This window comes from Pseudomonas moraviensis subsp. stanleyae, assembly GCF_036283065.1.
Taxonomy (GTDB): domain Bacteria; phylum Pseudomonadota; class Gammaproteobacteria; order Pseudomonadales; family Pseudomonadaceae; genus Aquipseudomonas; species Aquipseudomonas stanleyae.
On record NZ_JAADJI010000002.1, the window covers coordinates 407,007 to 425,830 of the forward strand.

The 18,824-nt window shown below is 60.8% G+C and carries 16 protein-coding genes; 6 read left to right on the top strand and 10 right to left on the bottom strand.

What is annotated here, in order from left to right; all coding sequences use genetic code 11:
- The first annotated feature begins 13 nt into the window (after positions 1-13).
- On the top strand, positions 14-787 hold the full coding sequence (locus tag GXB78_RS04280; RefSeq protein WP_329514442.1) for an enoyl-CoA hydratase: 774 nt from the start codon (positions 14-16) through the stop codon (positions 785-787).
- 154 nt (positions 788-941) lie between these two features.
- Complete coding sequence (locus GXB78_RS04285) at positions 942-1,817, top strand: NAD(P)-dependent oxidoreductase (protein WP_329514443.1); 876 nt, start codon at positions 942-944, stop codon at positions 1,815-1,817.
- Between the two features lie 552 nt (positions 1,818-2,369).
- On the opposite strand, the gene GXB78_RS04290 is transcribed toward GXB78_RS04285, so the two are convergent.
- From GXB78_RS04290 to GXB78_RS04310, 5 genes are all read right to left on the bottom strand, one after another.
- Positions 2,370-3,521, bottom strand: coding sequence for an acyl-CoA dehydrogenase family protein (locus GXB78_RS04290; protein WP_253501797.1), 1,152 nt, complete (start codon positions 3,519-3,521; stop codon positions 2,370-2,372).
- 3 nt (positions 3,522-3,524) lie between these two features.
- Positions 3,525-4,631: an enoyl-CoA hydratase/isomerase family protein gene (locus tag GXB78_RS04295; RefSeq protein ID WP_329514444.1), complete on the bottom strand. Its 1,107-nt coding sequence runs from the start codon at positions 4,629-4,631 to the stop codon at positions 3,525-3,527.
- 224 nt (positions 4,632-4,855) lie between these two features.
- Positions 4,856-5,542, bottom strand: coding sequence for an HPP family protein (locus tag GXB78_RS04300; RefSeq protein ID WP_329514445.1), 687 nt, complete (start codon positions 5,540-5,542; stop codon positions 4,856-4,858).
- A gap of 156 nt (positions 5,543-5,698) precedes the next feature.
- Positions 5,699-6,877: an MFS transporter gene (locus GXB78_RS04305; RefSeq protein ID WP_329514446.1), complete on the bottom strand. Its 1,179-nt coding sequence runs from the start codon at positions 6,875-6,877 to the stop codon at positions 5,699-5,701.
- 326 nt (positions 6,878-7,203) lie between these two features.
- Positions 7,204-8,583 (bottom strand): UDP-glucose dehydrogenase family protein, encoded by a 1,380-nt coding sequence (locus GXB78_RS04310; protein WP_329514447.1) that lies wholly within the window; start codon positions 8,581-8,583, stop codon positions 7,204-7,206.
- Positions 8,584-8,919: 336 nt separating this feature from the next.
- Between GXB78_RS04310 and GXB78_RS04315 the strand changes: the two genes are divergently transcribed.
- A complete protein-coding gene (locus tag GXB78_RS04315) occupies positions 8,920-9,765 on the top strand; it encodes a site-specific integrase (protein ID WP_408005104.1) in 846 nt (281 codons plus the stop codon).
- 6 nt (positions 9,766-9,771) lie between these two features.
- Here GXB78_RS04315 and GXB78_RS04320 read toward each other — a convergent pair whose 3' ends face one another.
- The 5 genes from GXB78_RS04320 to GXB78_RS04340 form a co-directional block, all read right to left on the bottom strand.
- Positions 9,772-10,320, bottom strand: coding sequence for a PqiC family protein (locus tag GXB78_RS04320; RefSeq protein ID WP_329514449.1), 549 nt, complete (start codon positions 10,318-10,320; stop codon positions 9,772-9,774).
- A gap of 17 nt (positions 10,321-10,337) precedes the next feature.
- Positions 10,338-11,993 (bottom strand): PqiB family protein, encoded by a 1,656-nt coding sequence (locus GXB78_RS04325; RefSeq protein ID WP_329514450.1) that lies wholly within the window; start codon positions 11,991-11,993, stop codon positions 10,338-10,340.
- Between the two features lie 238 nt (positions 11,994-12,231).
- Positions 12,232-13,533: an NAD(P)/FAD-dependent oxidoreductase gene (locus GXB78_RS04330; protein WP_329514451.1), complete on the bottom strand. Its 1,302-nt coding sequence runs from the start codon at positions 13,531-13,533 to the stop codon at positions 12,232-12,234.
- Entirely contained in the window at positions 13,530-14,618 is a 1,089-nt protein-coding gene (locus tag GXB78_RS04335) for a polyamine ABC transporter substrate-binding protein (RefSeq protein ID WP_329514452.1), read from the bottom strand. Before GXB78_RS04335 ends, GXB78_RS04330 begins: the two co-directional genes overlap by 4 nt.
- A 192-nt stretch (positions 14,619-14,810) precedes the next feature.
- Positions 14,811-16,169 carry a glutamine synthetase family protein gene (locus GXB78_RS04340; protein WP_329514453.1) on the bottom strand — a complete coding sequence of 453 codons (1,359 nt, stop codon included), beginning with the start codon at positions 16,167-16,169 and terminating at the stop codon, positions 14,811-14,813.
- Positions 16,170-16,331: 162 nt separating this feature from the next.
- On the opposite strand from GXB78_RS04340, the gene GXB78_RS04345 reads away from it, so the two are divergent.
- From GXB78_RS04345 to GXB78_RS04355, 3 genes are all read left to right on the top strand, one after another.
- Entirely contained in the window at positions 16,332-17,228 is an 897-nt protein-coding gene (locus GXB78_RS04345) for a helix-turn-helix domain-containing protein (RefSeq protein WP_329514454.1), read from the top strand.
- A gap of 81 nt (positions 17,229-17,309) precedes the next feature.
- Positions 17,310-17,819 (top strand): sigma-70 family RNA polymerase sigma factor, encoded by a 510-nt coding sequence (locus tag GXB78_RS04350; protein WP_329514455.1) that lies wholly within the window; start codon positions 17,310-17,312, stop codon positions 17,817-17,819.
- The gene (locus GXB78_RS04355; protein ID WP_329514456.1) at positions 17,816-18,769 is read left to right on the top strand and encodes a FecR family protein; all 954 of its coding nucleotides are present in this window, start codon (positions 17,816-17,818) and stop codon (positions 18,767-18,769) included. Before GXB78_RS04350 ends, GXB78_RS04355 begins: the two co-directional genes overlap by 4 nt.
- Positions 18,770-18,824: the final 55 nt, after the last annotated feature.

Here is an 18,824-nt window from a genome sequence, read left to right on the forward strand (position 1 = left end):
AGGAATTTTCTTCATGACTTACGAAACGATTCTGCTGGAAACCCGCGACCGCGTCGGCCTGATCACCCTCAACCGGCCACAGGCGCTGAACGCGCTGAATGCGCAACTGGTCAGCGAAGTGAACCACGCCCTCGATACGCTGGAAGCCGATACGCACATTGGCTGCATCGTCCTCACCGGTTCGAAAAAAGCCTTCGCCGCCGGCGCCGACATCAAGGAAATGGCCGAGCTGACCTACCCGCAGATCTACATGGACGACCTGTTCAGCGACAGTGATCGCGTGGCCAACCGGCGTAAGCCAATCATCGCCGCGGTCAACGGCTTTGCCCTCGGCGGCGGTTGTGAGCTGGCGCTGATGTGCGACTTCATCCTGGCGGGGGACAACGCCAGATTCGGCCAGCCGGAAATCAACCTCGGCGTGCTGCCGGGCATGGGCGGCACCCAGCGCCTGACCCGCGCGGTGGGCAAGGCCAAGGCCATGGAAATGTGTTTGAGCGGGCGCATGATCGACGCCGTGGAAGCCGAGCGCTGCGGCATCGTCGCGCGAATCGTGCCGAGCGATGAACTGCTCGATGAGGCGCTGAAAGTTGCGGCGGTGATCGCCGGCAAATCGCTGCCGATCGCGATGATGATCAAGGAGAGCGTCAATCGTGCGTTCGAGGTCAACCTGACTGAGGGCGTGCGTTTCGAGCGCCGGGTGTTCCATGCGGCGTTTGCGACGCAGGATCAGAAGGAAGGGATGGCGGCGTTTATTGGTAAGCGTGAGGCTGCATTTCAAGGTAAGTGATGCAGCGTTCCGGCTGACGCTTTCGCGAGCAGGCTCGCTCCCACACGGATCTCCACCGTCCACTGTGGGAGCGAGCCTGCTCGCGAAGCTTTTAAAGGCCCACTCACTAGCGCTAGTCTGTTGACCTTCTTGCACATCAAGAGCGGAGGTCAACATGCGTATCGGATTTATCGGGCTGGGTTCCATGGGCAAGGGCATGGCTGCCAACCTGCTCAAGGCCGGCCATGAAGTGCGGGTGTGGAACCGCAGCCAGGCTGCCGTCGAACAACTGGTCAGGCAGGGCGCGACGGCTGCCGGCGATCCCGGCGAAGCCTTCGATGCCGAAGTGCTGATCAGCATGCTCGCCGACGACGCGGTGACGCGCTCGGTGCTGATCGACAGCGGCGCATTGGCCTCGAGCAAACCGGGGCTGATTCACCTGAGCATGGCGACGCTGTCGGTCGAGTTCATCAAGGAACTGGCAGCGCTGCACGAAAGCGTCGGCGCGAAACTGATCGCCGCGCCGGTATTCGGTCGCAACGATCTGGCCGAGGCCGGCAAGCTCAACATCGCCGTCGGCGGCCCGGCCAGCGCGATTGCCCGGGTCCAGCCGCTGCTGGATGTGATGGGCCAGAAAACCTGGCCGATGGGCGAAGATCCGATAAACGCCGCCATCCTCAAGATCGCCACCAACATGATGCTGATCAGCGCGATCGAAGCCACCGGCGAAGCGATGGCGTTGACTCAGAGTTATGGCGTGGGCAATAGCGATTTTGTCGAGTTCATCACCAACACCCTGTTTGCGGCGCCGGCTTATAAGGTTTACGGGCCGAAGATTGCCGCGCGGGAGACAGAGGGGGCCGGGTTTACCTTGCGCCTGGGTTTGAAGGATGTTGGCCTGGCGCTGAAAGCCGGCGAGCCGAATCATGTGCCGTTGCCGGTGGCCAGCGTGTTGCGCGACAACTTGCTGGATGCGGTAGCGCTGGGTGAGGGGGAAAGTGATCTGGCGGCGTTGGGGGTGAGGGCGATCCGGCGTTCGGGGCAGGAATAGTGTGTGACCTCCAAAAGCCCCTCACCCTAGCCCTCTCCCGGAGGGAGAGGGGACTGACCGCTTGATATTGGCGAATTACGCCGACCTGAAAGGTTGTCGCTGAATCCATAATTGCAGACATTCCGGATCGCTGCTTAAAGCCATAATCGACTCGGTCGTTCAGGTCGATGCATGACGCGAGACACCCCGGTCTGCTCCCTCTCCCTGGGGAGAGGGCTGGGGTGAGGGGAAGGGGGGCGACACCATTACAACTGGTAATTCTTCAGATCCCGCGCAATCACCATCTGCTTCGGGGCAGGAATAGGGTGTGAAGCCTTCAAAAAGCCCCTCACCCTAGCCCTCTCCCGGAGGGAGAGGGGACTGACCGCGTGATATTGGCGAATTACGCCGACCTGAAAGGGTTGTCGCTGAATCCATAATTGCAGACATTCCGGATCGCTGCTTAAAGCCATAATCGACTCGGTCGTTCAGGTCGATGCATGGCGCGAGTCACCCCGGTCGGCTCCCTCTCCCTGGGGAGAGGGCTGGGGTGAGGGGACGGGGCCAACACCATTACAACTGGTAGTTCTTCAGATCCCGAGCAATAACCATTCGCTGTATCTCGCTCGACCCTTCGTAGATCTGGGTAATCCGTGCATCGCGGTAATACTTCTCGACCGGGTAATCCTCCAGATAGCCGTAGCCGCCATGAATCTGGATCGCCGACGAGCACACCTTCTCGGCCATTTCCGAGGCAAACAGCTTGGCCTGTGATGCCTCGGACAAACACGGTTTGCCCGCCGTGCGCAGCCGCGCCGCATGCAGGATCAGCAATCGCGCCGCATTGATCTGCATGTGCATGTCAGCGAGCAGATTGGCGATGCTCTGGTGTTCGATGATCGGCTTGTCGAATTGCACGCGATCCTTCGAATAGGCCAGCGCCGCTTCAAACGCCGCCCGAGCGATACCCAATGCCTGCGCGGCGATGCCGATGCGTCCGCCTTCAAGGTTGGACAGGGCAATGGCCAGGCCTTTGCCGCGTTCGCCGAGCAGATTCGCCTCGGGGATGCTGCAATTGTTCAGCGTCACCGCACAGGTGTCGGAAGCGCGGATGCCCATCTTGTGCTCGGTGCGATCAACGATGAAACCCGGCGTATCGGTCGGTACCAGAAACGCCGAAAGGCCTTTTTTGCCGAGATCAGGATCAGTCACCGCAAACACGATCGCCAGTTTCGCCCGTTTGCCATTGCTGACAAATTGCTTGGCGCCGTTGATTACCCACTGGCCGTCGCGCAGTTCGGCGCGGGTGCGCAGGTTGTGCGCTTCGGAACCGGCCTGGGGTTCGGTCAGGCAGAAACAACCGATGGTTTGCCCACTGGCCAGCGCGGCCAGCCAGGTTTGTTTCTGTTCGTCGCTGCCGTAGTTGAGCACCGGGCCGCAGCCCACCGAGTTGTGGATGCTCATGAACGCGCCGGTCGCGCCGTCACCGGCAGAGATTTCCTCGACGGCCAGTGCATAGGCGACGTAATCGACGTAAGTACCGCCCCATTCCTCAGGCACGACCATGCCGAGCAAGCCCAACTCGCCCATCTTCGCCACCAGGGCGTCGTCGATCCAGCCGGCCTTTTCCCAGGCCTGAGCGTGGGGCGCGATTTCGCCGCGGGCAAAATCCCGGGCCATGTCGCGGATCATCACTTGTTCTTCGGTCAGTTCGAGATCGTGCATGGCTCAGCTCCCGCTCTCATCAAAACCATGGAAGAAACTCGCCACGTGCGCAGCGTCCAGCCCGGCGACGGTCGGCGGGTTCCAGCGCGGTGACTTGTCCTTGTCGATCAGCAGGGCGCGCACGCCCTCGATCAGGTCGCCCCGGGCGAACCACTGGCGATCCAGATGCAGCTCCAGCGCAAAGCAAGTTTCCAGACTCAAGTGCCTGCCGCGACGGAGCATTTCCAGGGTCACGGCCATGGCCAGCGGCGACCGGGTTTCGAGCAGATCCGCCGTGGTGAGCGCCCATTCATGGCTGTCGGCGACAGTGACGGCGCGCAATTGCTCGATCATGCTCGGCACGTCAGGCAGGGCAAAGAAGTGATCGATCGCCGGACGCAGAGCTTCGAGGGGCGCATCCGGCAGGGTTTGCACGCCGTGTTTGGCCAGCAGGTTCTGCAGCGATTTGAGCGGCGTGTCCTGCCATTCCATCTGATCAAGTTTCTCGTCGAGCAGCGCCAGTTTGCTGCTGTGCAGATACCAGTCGGCGAGGCCGCAATACAGCGCATCGGCAGCGTGAATCTGCACGCCGCTGACGCCCAGATAAATCCCCAGCTCACCGGGAATGCGCGGCAGGAAGTAACTGCCGCCGACATCAGGGAAATAACCGATGGCCACTTCCGGCATCGCCAGACGGCTCTTCTCGGTGACCACGCGCAGATCGGCGCCTTGCACCAGGCCCATGCCGCCGCCGAGGACAAAACCGTCCATGAGAGCCAGCACCGGTTTGCGGTAGTGATGAATCGTCAGGTCGAGGGCGTATTCCTCGACGAAGAAATCTTCGTGCAGCGTGTCGCCGCGCTTGTAGCTGTCGTACAGCGAACGGATATCGCCCCCGGCGCAGAAGGCCTTTTCCCCGGCGCCGCGCAATACCACGGCGTGCACATCGGCGTCAGACGCCCACGCATCGAGCTGCTGTTGCAGCTGACGCACCATGTCGAGGGTGATTGCATTGAGGCCCGCAGGGCGGTTGAGGGTCAGGTGGCCGATATGGTTGCGCACCTCGGCCAGCACATCGTTTTGCATCGCATCCATGGACGGGGTCCGCTGGGATGAAGCCTGAGCTGTCATCAGTAACTCCCTGCTTTTATTGTCTTTATTCGAAAAGCCCGCGCGCGGGCGTTAGCGGATCGTAACAGTGCAAATTTGCCGTGTACAACGGGGATATGTGCAGGGGGAATCTGCGTTTTTGTGTGTAGGAGCTGACGAGTGCAACGAGGCTGCGATCTTTTGAACTTGTTTGTTGAAATCAAAAGATCGCAGCCTCGTTGCACTTGTCAGCTCCTACAAAGGGATCATCTAAAGGTTTCGGTAATGCTGCGGCGTTTGGCGTGCAGTTCGCTGGCGTGGATCAGGCGTTCGAGGTCTTCGGGGGTGATGTCGATGAACGCTTCCATGTCGGCCAGCGCCAGTTTCAGGTCTTCGGCAGTGATTGCCTGGCTGTCGACCGGGACCACTGGCGGTGCAGGATCGGCGGGGCGCTTCGGGTAGCGGATGCGGGTCAGGTTGTTGTAGGCCAGGGCGCTGGCGAGCATGCACAGGGCGCCGAGCATCACCGGCTCCATGGCTTTCCAGTCCATGGCGATGGTCGCCGGATCGGCCAGCACCAGCGTCAACGCCAAGGCCCCGGCCGGTGGATGCAGGCAACGCAGCCAGCACATCAGGATTACCGCCATGCCAGCGGCGAGGCAGGCGCTGCCCAGTGTTCGGCCGAGCACGTGGGCGACCAGCAAGGCGACGACCCCGGCACACAGATAGCCGCCCAGAATCGACCACGGCTGGGCGAGGGCGCCGGAGGACACCGCAAACAGCAGCACCGCCGAAGCGCCGAGCGGGCCGATCAGGTGAAACGCGACGTCATGCCCGAACACCTGCGCGCACATCCACACGCTGAACAGCGTGCCCAGGCTCATGCCGATCGCGGCACGGCTCCATTCTGTGGGGCGGGTGTTGATGGCGGCGGGCAACCAGCGAGCAAGCATGTAGAACTGATCCTTTGCAAAATCCGGGGCAAAAAAAAGGACTTGTCCGGCATATCCGGAAAGCCCTCGAAGCGTTCCAACATTGGGGGAGGAACGCGCGTAGTTTGCCGATCAAACTCGATGCTGACAAATTCATATAAATGCAGTTTTAGTGCACTATTTTTGCATTGAAGCGGTGCGGCGCGCGCTGACGAAGCACAGATAACCGCCCAGCGCCGCCAAGCCACTCAAGGCATAGAACATGCTCGGCGCAGGCGTGTGCATCAGCAGAAACCCGCACAGCACCGGGCTCGCGCCGCCGCCAAGTGCCGAGAGGTTCTGCGCGCCGTAGTAGCTGCCGCGCAGTCTCTCCGGGGCCAGGGTGTCGACAAAGAGAAAGTCGGCCGGGTAGATGATCATCTCGCCCAAGGTGAAGATGAACATCGCCACGCACCAGCCGAGCAGGCTGTCCGCCACGCTGAAACCAATCAACCCGACGATGAACAGCGCAGTGCCGCCGGCAATCCAGTGACGCAGGTGTTCGCGGCTGAGCCAGCGACCGACTTGGTATTGCAGCAGGATCACCGTGATTGCGTTGCAGGCGAGCAGGGCGGCCATGGTGTCGAGCGTCTGTTGCTGGGTGTGGGTGACCAGCAGGTATTGCGACAGGTACAGGGTGAAGCGCCCGTGCACCAACGTGCTGAGCAGGCAGCCAAGGGTGAACAGCACCATGGTGCGGTCGTTTTTCAGGATCACCAGGGTGTTGAGAAAACTCTGTGGCGCGCTGCCGGCATTTATCGGACGGGCATCCTTGGCCGCGCCGAGCAGCAGAAAAATACTGCCAATGGCAATCGCACCGGCAACGATGACAGGCGCGGACGGCCGCACCCCGGCAATCACCACGCCAAGCATCGGGCCGACGGCGTAGCCGATATTGGTCAGCGTGTAATTGAGGGAAAACGCCTTCACCCGCTGGCCCACCGGCAACTGTTCACTCAGGATCGCCTTGCTGCCGATGAGGAACAGCGCCGACGCGGTTTCGCTGATGATCAGCACCACGGTGACCAGATACAGATTCTGCGCGAAGCTCAGCAGGATCAGACCGATACCGCTGGAGAGCATGGCCAGGATCAGCAACTGGCGCTTGTCCAGCTTGTCGATGATGTAACCGCCATACAGCGAAAGCAGGGTGGCGCTGAACACGGCAATGCCCAGCAGCAAGCCGACATCCTGCGGATTGAGGCCGAGCTTGTTGCTGAGGAACAGGGTCAGCAGCGGACTGATCAGGGCACGACTGATTACCACGGTCAGCGAGCTGATCATCAACCGGCGGATGAACGGCGAATAGATGGCCACGGAAGGGGAATGTCCTTATTCGGAAAGCCTGGGGCGAAAAGGCTGACACACCATCGCCCCCTTGGAGTGAGGCTGCTCGCGATGGCGGTGGGTCAGTCTCTGAATGTGTCGAATGGTACACCGCTATCGCGAGCAGGCTCACTCCTACAGGAGGTGTGTACAGACGATTATCACTGACCACCGCAAATCCATTGTGGGAGCGAGCTTGCTCGCGAAGGCGGCGGATCAGTCACCTCCGATGTTGCTGACATACCGTATTCGCGAGCAGGCTCGCTCCCACAGGGTCTGTGCAGCCCACAATTTGCAGTGACTCCCACCGGGGCAGCTCAAGCCACATCCGAAGCCGCCGGCCTCTGCCGCAATGTGATCGGCAACTTGCACGATTCTCCACGGCCCATCGGGAAGTACTGAAACCCGTTGCGCGCCAGGCGTTCGGCGTCGTACAGGTTGCGGCCGTCAAAGATCACCGGGCTGTTCAGTCGCTGTTTGATCAGCTCGAAATCCGGGGCCTTGAACTGTTGCCATTCGGTGCAGATGATCAGCGCATCTGCGCCGGCCAGTACCGATTCCGGCGTCCCCATCAACATCAGCTTCGATTCGTTTGGATAAAGCTTCTGGGTTTCCTGCATGGCTTCCGGATCGAACCCTCGCACGCTGGCGCCGGCAGCCCATAAGGCTTCGAGCAGCACCCGACTCGGCGCGTCGCGCATATCGTCGGTGTTGGGCTTGAACGCCAGGCCCCACAGGGCAAAGGTCTTGCCGCGCAAATCGCCGCGGTAGAACGCGTTGATCCGCTCGAACAGCTTGTGCTTCTGCCGCTGGTTGATCGCCTCGACCGCTTGCAACAGATCACTGGAGCAGTGCGCCTGCTCGGCACTGTGAATCAGCGCGCGCATGTCCTTGGGAAAACACGAACCACCGTAGCCGCAACCCGGATAGATAAAGTGATAGCCGATCCGCGTATCGGCACCGATGCCCTGGCGCACCGCTTCGATGTCTGCGCCCAGATGCTCGGCGAGTTCGGCGATCTGGTTGATGAAGCTGATCTTGGTCGCCAGCATGCAGTTGGCGGCGTATTTGGTCAGCTCGGCACTGCGCAGGTCCATGAACATGATGCGCTCATGGTTGCGATTGAACGGCGCGTACAGATCGCGCATCACATCGCGCACTTCCGCGCCTTCGCAACCGATGACGATACGATCCGGCCGCCGGCAATCGGCGACCGCTGAGCCTTCCTTGAGAAATTCCGGGTTGGAAACGATATCGAACTGCAGCAAGCGACCGACCTTGATCAGGGCTTTCTCGATGTAGCTGCGCAAGGCATCGCCCGTGCCCACCGGCACCGTGGATTTCTCCACCACGATCAATGGCTGCTCACGATGCCGGGCAATCGCGTCGCCGACCGACAGCACATAGCGCAAGTCCGCCGAACCGTCCTCGCGTGACGGCGTCCCCACCGCGATAAACGCCACACGTCCATGCAACACTGCGAATCGCTCGTCAGTGGTGAATAACAGGCGCTTCGAATCCAGGCCCTCGCGCACCAGATCGGCCAGCCCCGGCTCGAAGATGGTGACGTGCCCTTGGCGTAACTGCTCGATCTTCTGCGCGTCGACATCCATGCACACGACTTCGTGACCCACCTCGGCCAGCACCGCCGCTTGCACCAGACCGACATAACCACTGCCAAACACCGTGATCTTCATGCCGCACTCCTGCTTGCAGTTCCCTGCATTGAAGATAAGAGCGCGATGTTTCAGTTCGCCTACCGAGCTGGAGAGGCGGTATCGAGACCGTTCGGGGAATGCCCGATTGACTTTTGTGGCCTCGAACGGCAGGTTGTCGGCCTTTCGCGGCAACCCCTGTCATTGAGTCATGCCGTTTTTTGCGTTTCATTTCATGCATCTAGTGTTTTTGTTGAATCGTTTTTTATTTCAAGGCCGTTTCGTTTGAGTGATTTGTCGAGTACCCAACCCGCACCGTCCCACAATAATCCGCTGAGCGTTTATCTGGCGCGGCTGGCGCCCTCCAGCCAGTTGACCATGCGCTATGTGCTGCAAGACGCCGCCGACCGCCTCGGTTTCGAAGACGTCGATATCGAAGAAATTCCCTGGCACGGCCTGCAACCGGAAGACGTGGTGGCGCTGGTCGCCGCGTTGCGTGCCGACGGTTACGCACCGAATACTTCGTCGCTATACGTGAACGCCGTGCGCGGGGTGATGAACGAAGCGTGGCGCATGAGCCTGATCACCCAGGATCACCTGCTGAAGATGCGTTCGGTCAAAGGCATTGCCGGCACCCGGCTGTCCCAGGGGCGCAATCTCAAGCGCACGCTGATTCACGAACTGATGGAAGTCTGCGCTGCCGACCCGCGCCCGCAGGGCCTGCGTGATGCGGCAGTGATTGCGCTGCTGTACGGCACCGGCATGCGCAAGTCGGAATCGGTGGATCTGGATCTGAGTCAGGTCGACTTCCACGAACGCAGCCTGACCGTCACCGGCAAGGGCAACAAGCAGTTGATCAAGTACGCGCCGGCCTGGGCTTTTGCCAAACTCGACGCCTGGCTGGAACTGCGTCGTTCCCAGCTCAAGGAAGGCGAGAGCGACGATGCGTTTCTGTTCAATCGCATTCGCCGCGGCAGCCACATCACCCGCGAGCGCATCACCAAACACGCGATCTATTACATCGCCCGCCAGCGCGGTACGCAGGTCGGGGTGAAGATCATGCCCCACGACTTTCGACGCTCGTTCATCACCCGGGTGATCGAGGAGCACGACCTGTCGATCGCACAGAAACTCGCGCATCACAGCAATATCCAGACGACCGCCAACTACGACGTGCGCGATGACAACGAGCGGCGGCGGGCGGTGGATCGCTTCGACTTGTAAGCTGAGTCAGTTTTGCGGCGGGCAGCGCGAGCCGGTCTCAGCCTGAGTGATTTGTGCAGCGAGGCGTTTGACGTTGTTCTGTTGCGCAGTCACCAGTTCTTCGATGCTCGGCCCTGAAGGCGTCTGCAACACCGAGCGGCAGGTGAGCAGCGCCGCGTCCGCCGCACCCAGCGGGCGCACTCGCCATTTCACGTCGATCAAGGCGTACTGGCCGGGAATCGAATCGAAGCGCTGCACATCGACGCGCACCGATGCTCGATGCTGGCCGACGCCGCCACTCAATTGATCGGCCAGCGCACCGCGTAACTCATCGGCAAGCGTGGCGCTCCACCAATCGGTATCGAGGATGGCCACGCCGCTGTTGCCCTGGCGAATCACAATCTGCGCGCGATCAACCTGCGGCGGCACGCTGATGCTTTCGATGGCAATGTCAGTGCCGTTGCGGCTGGCGCCCGGTTGCGCAGGGACCAGTGTGTGAAAGCTGATCGGGTCGCTGCGGCACGCGGTCAGCAGCACGAACGCAGCGAGCACGGTGATCTTCAACGGTAAAGCCATGGATTCAGCTCCTGTGCTCAATTGCGTGGCGGTCCTTTGAGGTCCAGCGGCGGGGCATTGTCAGGACGTCCGCGAATCAGCGACTCAGGGTGGCGTCCGAGGTAATCCGACAGCTCACGCAACGAGCGCGACATGCGCCCGAGTTCGTCGAGGGTCTCCGAGAGTTGCTCGCGCTGCGGTGAATCCTCGGCCAGGGTCGAACTGGCTGACTGCAGGGTCTTGCTGACGTCGGCGAGGGTGCTCTGCACGCCCGGCAGGGTCTTGGCATTGAATTGCTTCAGGCCTTTGCGCAGCTCGACCAGATTGCCGTCGAGGTTGCTGGCGATGCGCTCCACCGGCAGCGCGTTGATCTTGTTGACCATCGCTTCGAGTTTTTCCTGCAACTGTTCGAGGCTGCCGGGGACGGTCGGAATGGTGATTGGCCGGGCCGTAGGGTCGAAGGCGACTTTCGGTGCTTTCGGGTAGAAATCCAGGGAAATATACAACTGACCGGTGAGCAGGTTGCCATTGCGAGCCTGGGCGCGCAGACCGTTTTCGATGAACGTGCCGATCAGGCGCGCGCCGGTGGCCTCGTCGTTTTCGTCGCCATGGTAGGTCTTGAGTATTTTCGCGTGGGCGCGGCCGAGTCGCTGCGGATAAATGACGATGCCGACGTTCACCGGAAAGGTGCGCTTGACCTCGTCGAAGTCGAGATTGACTGCCACCACACGGCCGATTTCGATGCCGAGAAACTCGACTGGCGCATCGACCTTGAGCCCGCGCAAGGCCTGATCAAAGCGCAGTGACAGATACTGCGCCTTGCCATCGGGCGGGGCGAGTGCGGCCGCCTGGTTGGCAAACAGTTCGAAATTCTTGTCTTCGCCCGCCGGCGTGTCGTTGGGACTGTAGTCCGGGGCGCGGAAAGCGATACCGCCGACCAGCAGGGTCGACAGCGATTCGGTTTTCACCGCAAAGCCGTTGGCGCCGACATTGATGTCGATGCCGCTGGCGTTCCAGAAGCGGGTGTTTTCGGTGACGTAGGCATCGTTGGGCGAATGCACGAAAACTTCGATATTGACGCCTTTGCCGTCCGGGTCCAGTGCATAGGACACAACCTGGCCAACCGGGATCTTGCGGTAGTAGACGGGGGAGCCGATGTCCAGCGAGCCGAGGTCGGCGGTGTGCAGCGTAAAGCGCTTGCCCGGTTCGCCGTAGGTGATCGGCGGCGGGTTCTCGAGGCCTTTGAAGTTTTTTGCGCGAGTGTTCGCCTGGCCGATGTCGGCGCCGATGTAATCGCCCGACAACAGCGTATCGATGCCCGAGACACCGCCAGCGCCGATACGGGGACGCACGACCCAGAATTGCGAATCCTCGCGGGTGAAGGCTTCAGCCTGTTTGGCCAGTTTGATCGTGGCGTTGACGTTTTTATGATCGTCGGCCAGTTCCACCTCGGAAACATGGCCGATGACCACGTTGCGGTATCTGACTTCGGTCTTGTTCGCGGTGAGGCCATCGCCGGTCTTGAAGGTGACGGTGATCGTCGGGCCTTCCTGAAGGATGTTGTGGATCACCAGCGAAATGCCCACCAGCACCGCCACAATCGGCACGATCCAAACCAGTGAAATAGCGAAACGGCGGGTTTTGATCGGCGCCTGACCGGGTGCTCGCGGCTCGTCGCTGGCTGACGACTTCATCCATGTCCTCCTCAATTAATCGGGCACTGAGCGTCAGGAACGCAAAAGCACTTCATCAATATAGAAGTGCCTTGCGATAGAGCAAATCCGCAGCCGTTTTAACTTCATGAATGTGTAAGCGCCTGTTAGCAGAACATCTGCTCGTTCCCACGCGCAGCAACGGAATGCCGCCCGGGACGCTCTGCGTCCCAGGATCGCAGCCTTCGGCAGCTCCTGCAGGGGCGGGGTCATGGCGGGTTCAGCCGAGCATTTCACGCAGGCGATACCAGAACATGCCCAGTGCCAGCAGTGGCGAACGCAACGCAGGGCCGCCGGGGAAGGTCATGTGCGGCACGCCGCTGAACACGTCCATCCCTTGGCTATGCCCGGCGTGAATGGCTTCGCCCAACAACTTCGCGCACCAATGGGTGACGTTGAGGCCATGGCCGGAATAGCCCTGCGCGTAAAACACGTTCGGATGCGGCTTGAGCCGGCCGACCTGAGGGAAGCGGTTGGCGGTGATGCCGATCTTGCCGCCCCATTGGTAGTCGATGCGCACGTCGGCCAGTTGCGGGAACACCTTGAGCATTTTCGGTCGCATATAGGCGGCGATGTCCGCTGGGTCACGCCCGGAATAATGACAGGCGCCGCCGAACAGCAGACGTCGATCCGCCGAGAGCCGGTAATAATCCAGCCCGACTTTTTGATCACACAGCGCCAGGTTCTGCGGGATCAGCTGCGCTGCGCGGGCTTTGTCCAAGGGCTCAGTGGCGATGATGTAACTGCCGGCGGGCAGCACTTTGCCGCTGAGTTTAGGCTCGAGGTTGTCCAGATGCGCGTTGCAACCGAGCACCAGGCTGCCGGCGCGCACTGAACCCGTGGCGCAACGCACCTCGACGGTCGGGCCATGGAGAATTTCCAGCACCGGGCTTTGCTCGAAGATACGCACGCCCAGCGACGCGGCGAGACGCGCTTCGCCTTGGACCAGATCCAGAGGATGCAAATGGCCCGAACCCATATCGATCAATCCGCCGGCGTACACCCCGGCGTCGACCACTTGCTGACGGATCTGCTCAGGGCCGACCAGCCTCGTCTCGTGGCCGTAGCCGAGTTCGCCGAGACTGTCCTGTTCCTGCTTGAATGCAGCGAATTGCGCGGCAGTGTTGGCCAGTTCGCAGAAGCCCCAGCGCAGATCACAGTCGATGGCGTTTGCAGTGATGCGCTGGCGCACCAGCTCCACCGAATCGATGCCGGCGCGCTGCAAATAGCGCACACCGTCATCGCCGACATAGCGGGCGAAACCTTCGACTTCATGGCCGATACCGCGAATCAGTTGCCCACCATTGCGCCCGCTGGCGCCCCAGCCGATACGTCGCGCTTCGAGCAACACCACCGACAGACCGCGCTGCGCCAGTTCAATCGCCGTGTTGACCCCAGTGAAGCCGCCGCCGATCACGCAGACATCGGCAAGCAGATCGCCGTCCAGCGCAGGGTAGGACGTGGTCGCTCGCGCAGAAGCGGCGTACCAGGAGCGGGTGTGTTGTGCATTGTGCTGATTCATTTGTTCGACTTCACTTTGCTCCACGACCGGGTCATCAGGCGCATGATCGCCTGGGGCGGGGTCGAGGAAATGTAGAGTTTGTCGAGCACCGACTGCGGCGGATAAACCTCGGGATTGTTGACCAGTTCCTGATCCATGAACGGCTTGGCCGCCGGGTTCGGGTTGGCGTAGCCGACGGTGGCGCTGACCTTGGCAATCACTTGCGGATCGAGCAGGTAATTGATGAAGGCATGGGCCTCTTTGGCATTGCTCGCATCGGCGGGGATCGCCAGCAAATCGAACCACAGATTGGCGCCTTCCTTTGGAATCGCATAGGCAATATTCACACCGTTTTTTGCTTCCTTGGCGCGGTTCGCGGCCTGGAATACATCGCCGGAATAACCGAATGCGACGCAGATGTCGCCATTGGCCAGGTCGGAAACGTACTTCGAAGAGTGGAAATAGGTGATGTACGGGCGGATGCTCAGCAGCTTGGCTTCAGCTTTCTTATAGTCCTCGGGGTTTTCACTGCGCGGGTCCATGCCCATGTAGTTGAGGATGGCCGGGAAGACTTCGTCGGCGGAGTCCATCATCGACACGCCGCACTGGCTCAGCTTCTTCAGATTCTCGGGTTCGAACAGCACGGCCCAGGAATCGATGTGGTCGATGCCAAGCACTTGCTTGACCTTGTCGACGTTGTAGCCGATGCCGTTGGTGCCCCACAGATAGGGCACCGAGTGCTCATTGCCCGGATCATTTTTCTCAAGTAATTCAAGCAGTTTTGGGTCCAGGTTGTTCCAGTTTGGCAACTGCGAACGGTCGAGTTTCATGAACGCGCCGGCCTTTACCTGGCGGGCGAGGAAGTGGTTGGACGGCACTACCACGTCGTATCCGGTACGCCCGGCGAGGAGTTTGCCTTCAAGCGTCTCGTTGGAATCGAAGACGTCATAAATCACCTTGATCCCGGTTTTGCTCTGGAAGTCGGCGAGGGTGGTTTCGCCTATGTAGTCGGTCCAGTTGTAGACGCTGACCTGCGGCTCGGCGTGGGCTACGGCACTGAACAGCATGCTCAGTGCGACCGGGAGTACGGATTTCAATAGACGCATTTCGACACCTCTTCTTGTAATGATCGTTCCCACGCTCTGCGTGGGAATGCCGCAACGGACGCTCCGCGTTCGGCTTTGGATGGGACGCAGAGCGTCCCGGGATGCATTCCCACGCGGGAGCGTGGGAACGATCAACTGTGCGGCCGTCTTCGCGAGCAGGCTCGCTCCCACAGGGATTTGTGCAAATTTTGATTAGACGCTCAGCAGCAGAAACTCACGCTCCCACGAGCTGATCACGCGCTTGAAGTTTTCGTGCTCGGCGCGCTTCACTGCGACGTAACCACGGACGAATTTGCTGCCCAGGTACTCGGCGACTTTCGGGCACTCTTCCATTTGCGTCAGGGCTTCTTCGATGGTGATCGGCAGGCGCAGGTTGCGCCGCTCGTAGGCCCGTCCCTCGACCGCGGCGCTCGGCTCGATCTTTTCGACCATGCCGATGTAGCCGCACAGCAGGCTTGCGGCAATGGCCAGATACGGGTTGGCGTCGGCGCCGGGCAAGCGGTTCTCCACGCGCATCGACTCCGGCCCCGAAGTCGGCACGCGCAGGCCCACCGTGCGGTTCTCTTCACCCCACTCGACGTTGACCGGCGCCGAGGTGTCCGGCAGGAAGCGGCGGAACGAATTGACGTTGGGCGCGAACATCGGCAGGACCTTGGGGATGTACTTCTGCAGGCCACCGATGTGATGACGGAACAGCTCGCTCATGTTGCCCTCGGCATCGGCAAAGATCGGCTGCCCCGTCGCGATCTCGACCACACTCTGGTGCAGGTGCATGGCACTGCCGGGCTCGTCGCCGATCGGCTTGGCCATGAACGTCGCGGTGACGTTGTGCTTGAGCGCCGCTTCGCGCAGGGTGCGTTTGAACACGGTGATCTGGTCAGCCAGATCCAGGGCATCGCCGTGGCGGAAGTTGATCTCCATCTGCGCCGGGCCGTCTTCGTGGATCAGCGTGTCGAGGTCGAGGCCTTGCAGTTCGCACCAGTCGTAGACGTCTTCGAACAGCGGATCAAACTCGTTGGCGGCATCGATCGAGAACGACTGCCGACCGCTTTCCGCACGGCCCGAACGACCAAGAGGTGCCTTGAGCGGCAGGTCCGGGTCTTCACAACGCTGAGTCAGGTAGAACTCCATTTCCGGCGCAACGATCGGCTTCCAGCCCTTGTCGGTGTAGAGCTGCAGGACTTTCTTCAGCACGTTGCGCGGCGACAGTTCGATCGGATTGCCGAACTTGTCGAAGGTGTCGTGTATGACGATGGCGGTCGGCTCGATCGCCCACGGAATCACGTACACAGCGTCGGAAACCGGCTTGCAGATCATGTCGATATCAGCCGGGTCGAGCAGGTCGTAGTAGATGTCGTCGTCGACAAAATCCCCGGTTACCGTTTGCAGCAGCACGCTCTCCGGCAGGCGCATGCCGCGCTCATGCAGGAACTTGTTGGTCGGTGCAATCTTGCCGCGGGCGATGCCGGTCAGGTCGCTGACCACGCATTCGACTTCGGTAATCTTGTGATCTTTCAGCCAGGTGAACAGCTGATCGAAAGGGGCGTTCATAAAGACCTCGTTATTGGTTTTGTAGACGCCGGGGAGGGCGGGTTTCATCTTCCGCCCCTTCCCCTGTGGCGCGTTGACGACTATCTTGGGCGCGGCTTGCGATTCCATCTATCCACTTTCAGCAGCACCAAAGCGCACCAAAAGAGTGCGCAAGGTCACCCCATGACAACGTGCAATCCGCTCCAGGTACAAGCGTTCAACACCGCCGACGTGGCCGAACAAATCCGCGCCACACCGGGTTGGGTTCAGCATTACCAGCAGATGTCGCCGGGGCATTTCGCCGGGCAGATTCGCTATCTGGACCTGCAGGGAGTCGAGGTTTACGAAGAGCAGATGAACACCCGGGTCGAGCAGAATTTCAGCGCGCCATCCGGTGCCTTGGCGTTCTGTTTCGATCGCAGCGATAACGCGCTGTATCTGCTCAACGAAGAGAGCCGCAACATCTGGATCACCCCGGAGAACTACCAGGAAATTGCCGTGGTGTTCGGGCCGGATTTCGTCCGCGAGCACGGTCTGGATGTAGCGAAACTCGAGGGTTTGTTCATGGCACCGCTGAACTGCGGACAAAACGCTTTGTTCAGCGGCTGGTTAAGCTCGATTCTCACCAAGTTGTCACAAGCTACTGATTCCATTGATAAAGAACGTCTTACTCAGCAGTTGCTTGAGGACTGCCTGTTCATCCTCGACAACGCTCGAACCGGTCTTGATCGTGGCGGATTGCATCGGCGCAACGAGGAGCGCTTGATCATGAAACGAGTAGGGGAGTGGGCGGCTGATTCGCCGGAGGACACGGTCAACCTGCTCGAACTTTCCCACGTCGCCGGCGTGCCGCTGCGCCAGTTGCAACAAGCCTTCAAGGCCTACACCGGGATGACCCCGAGTCACTGGTTACGCCTGAGGCGGCTGAACAGCGCGCACCGGGAATTGCTCAAGCGCAGGCCCACGGAAACCACGGTTGCCGAAGTGGCGATGCGCTGGTCGTTCTGGCATCTGGGGCGGTTTTCCAGCAGTTACCGCGCGCTGTTCCAAGAGCTGCCGAGCGAGACGCTCAAGCGCTGAGCAGAAAAAGGCTTTGTGTCCTTGGCGAAGTTAAATAGAATCAGTCTCATTTGAATCTACCTTCGCGCAGGGTCTCTTGAGATGATTGAAGCCACGTCACCGCCGGAGCAGAGCCTGCAGCAGCTGTACCGCGAACATCGCGGCTGGCTGGAAACCTGGCTGCGCCGGCGCATGGGCAATGCGTGGGATGCGGCGGACCTCAGTCAGGACACCTTTCTGCGCGTCTTGTGCAACGCGCCGCCACTGGCCGAATTGCGCGAGCCGCGCGCGTATCTGCTCACCGTCGGCAAACGGCTGCTGAGCAATTTCTACACGCGGCGCGATCTGGAAAAAGCTTACCTCGACGCCCTCGCGCAATTGCCGCAAGCGTGCGCGCCGTCACCGGAACAGCGCTGGTTGCTGCTGGAAACCTTGCAGGCGCTGGATGAATTGCTCGACGGCTTGCCGCGCGCGGTGCGTCGGGCGTTTCTTTGGAGCCAGCTCGAAGGTCTTGGCTACCGCGAGATTGCCGAGCGCTTGCAAGTTTCTGAACGCACCGTCAAACGTTACATGGCCCAAGCTTACGAGCATTGTTTGCTGGTGGACCTGTGACGCGTGTTGCCCCCAGCGATGAAACGCGCGAAGTGGCGCGGGCAGCGGCGCAGTGGTTGGCATTGCTCGAATCCGGCGGTGCCAGCGATGAAGATCACGCCCGGTTGCAGCATTGGCGCAGCAGCGACAGTCGCCACGAAAACGCGTGGCAGAAAATTCAACAATTGCGTCAGCGCTTTGCAGGCTTACCGCCGGCGCTGGCCATGGCCACGCTGGATCGGCCGGATCCTGAACGGCGCGCGGCGCTCAAGCGTGCCTTGGGCGTGGCGGCGCTGGTGCCGGCGGCGTGGTTGATCGGCCGTGAGCTGCCGCTGGAGGTCTGGCGCGCCGATCTGCACACCAGCACCGGTGAGCGGCGCACAGTGCAGTTGTCGCAGGATTCGTCATTGCAGCTCAACACCGACAGTGCGGTAAACGTTGATTTGCCTGCCCGTCAGTTGACGCTGATTCGTGGCGAGATGGCGCTCAACGTGGCGGGAGATTCAGCCTTTATCGTCACCGTGCCTTACGGGCGGATGATCGTCAGTCATAGCGATATTTCGGTGCGCCTGAATGCCCGCGATTGCCAGGTCTGCGTGCTGCGCGGCTCGGTGCAATTGCAGCCTTTGCATGGCGCGGCGCTGGTATTGAAGCAGGGCCAGCAAGTCAGCCTGCAAGCCTCCGGCGCCGGGCTGGTGATGGCATTCGATACGTTGATGCCTGGGTGGCGCGACGGCGTGTTGATGGCGCAAAACCAGCCGCTGGGTGATTTCCTCCGTGAGCTGAGTCGCTACCGCCCGGGCGTGCTGCGCTTGGATCCGGCGCTGGAATCACTGCGCATCACCGGCAGTTTCCGCCTCGACGACACCGATCAGGTGCTGGCACTTCTGGCGGCGAGTTTGCCCGTCGACGTGAACACGCGAACGCGATTTTGGGTGTCGCTGGTGCCGCGTGCAGTAAAAACTGGCTGAAGCCTGTCCCTTTTTTTCGCCTCGCTGGTCATTCCAGGCAAGTGAACAAAATCGA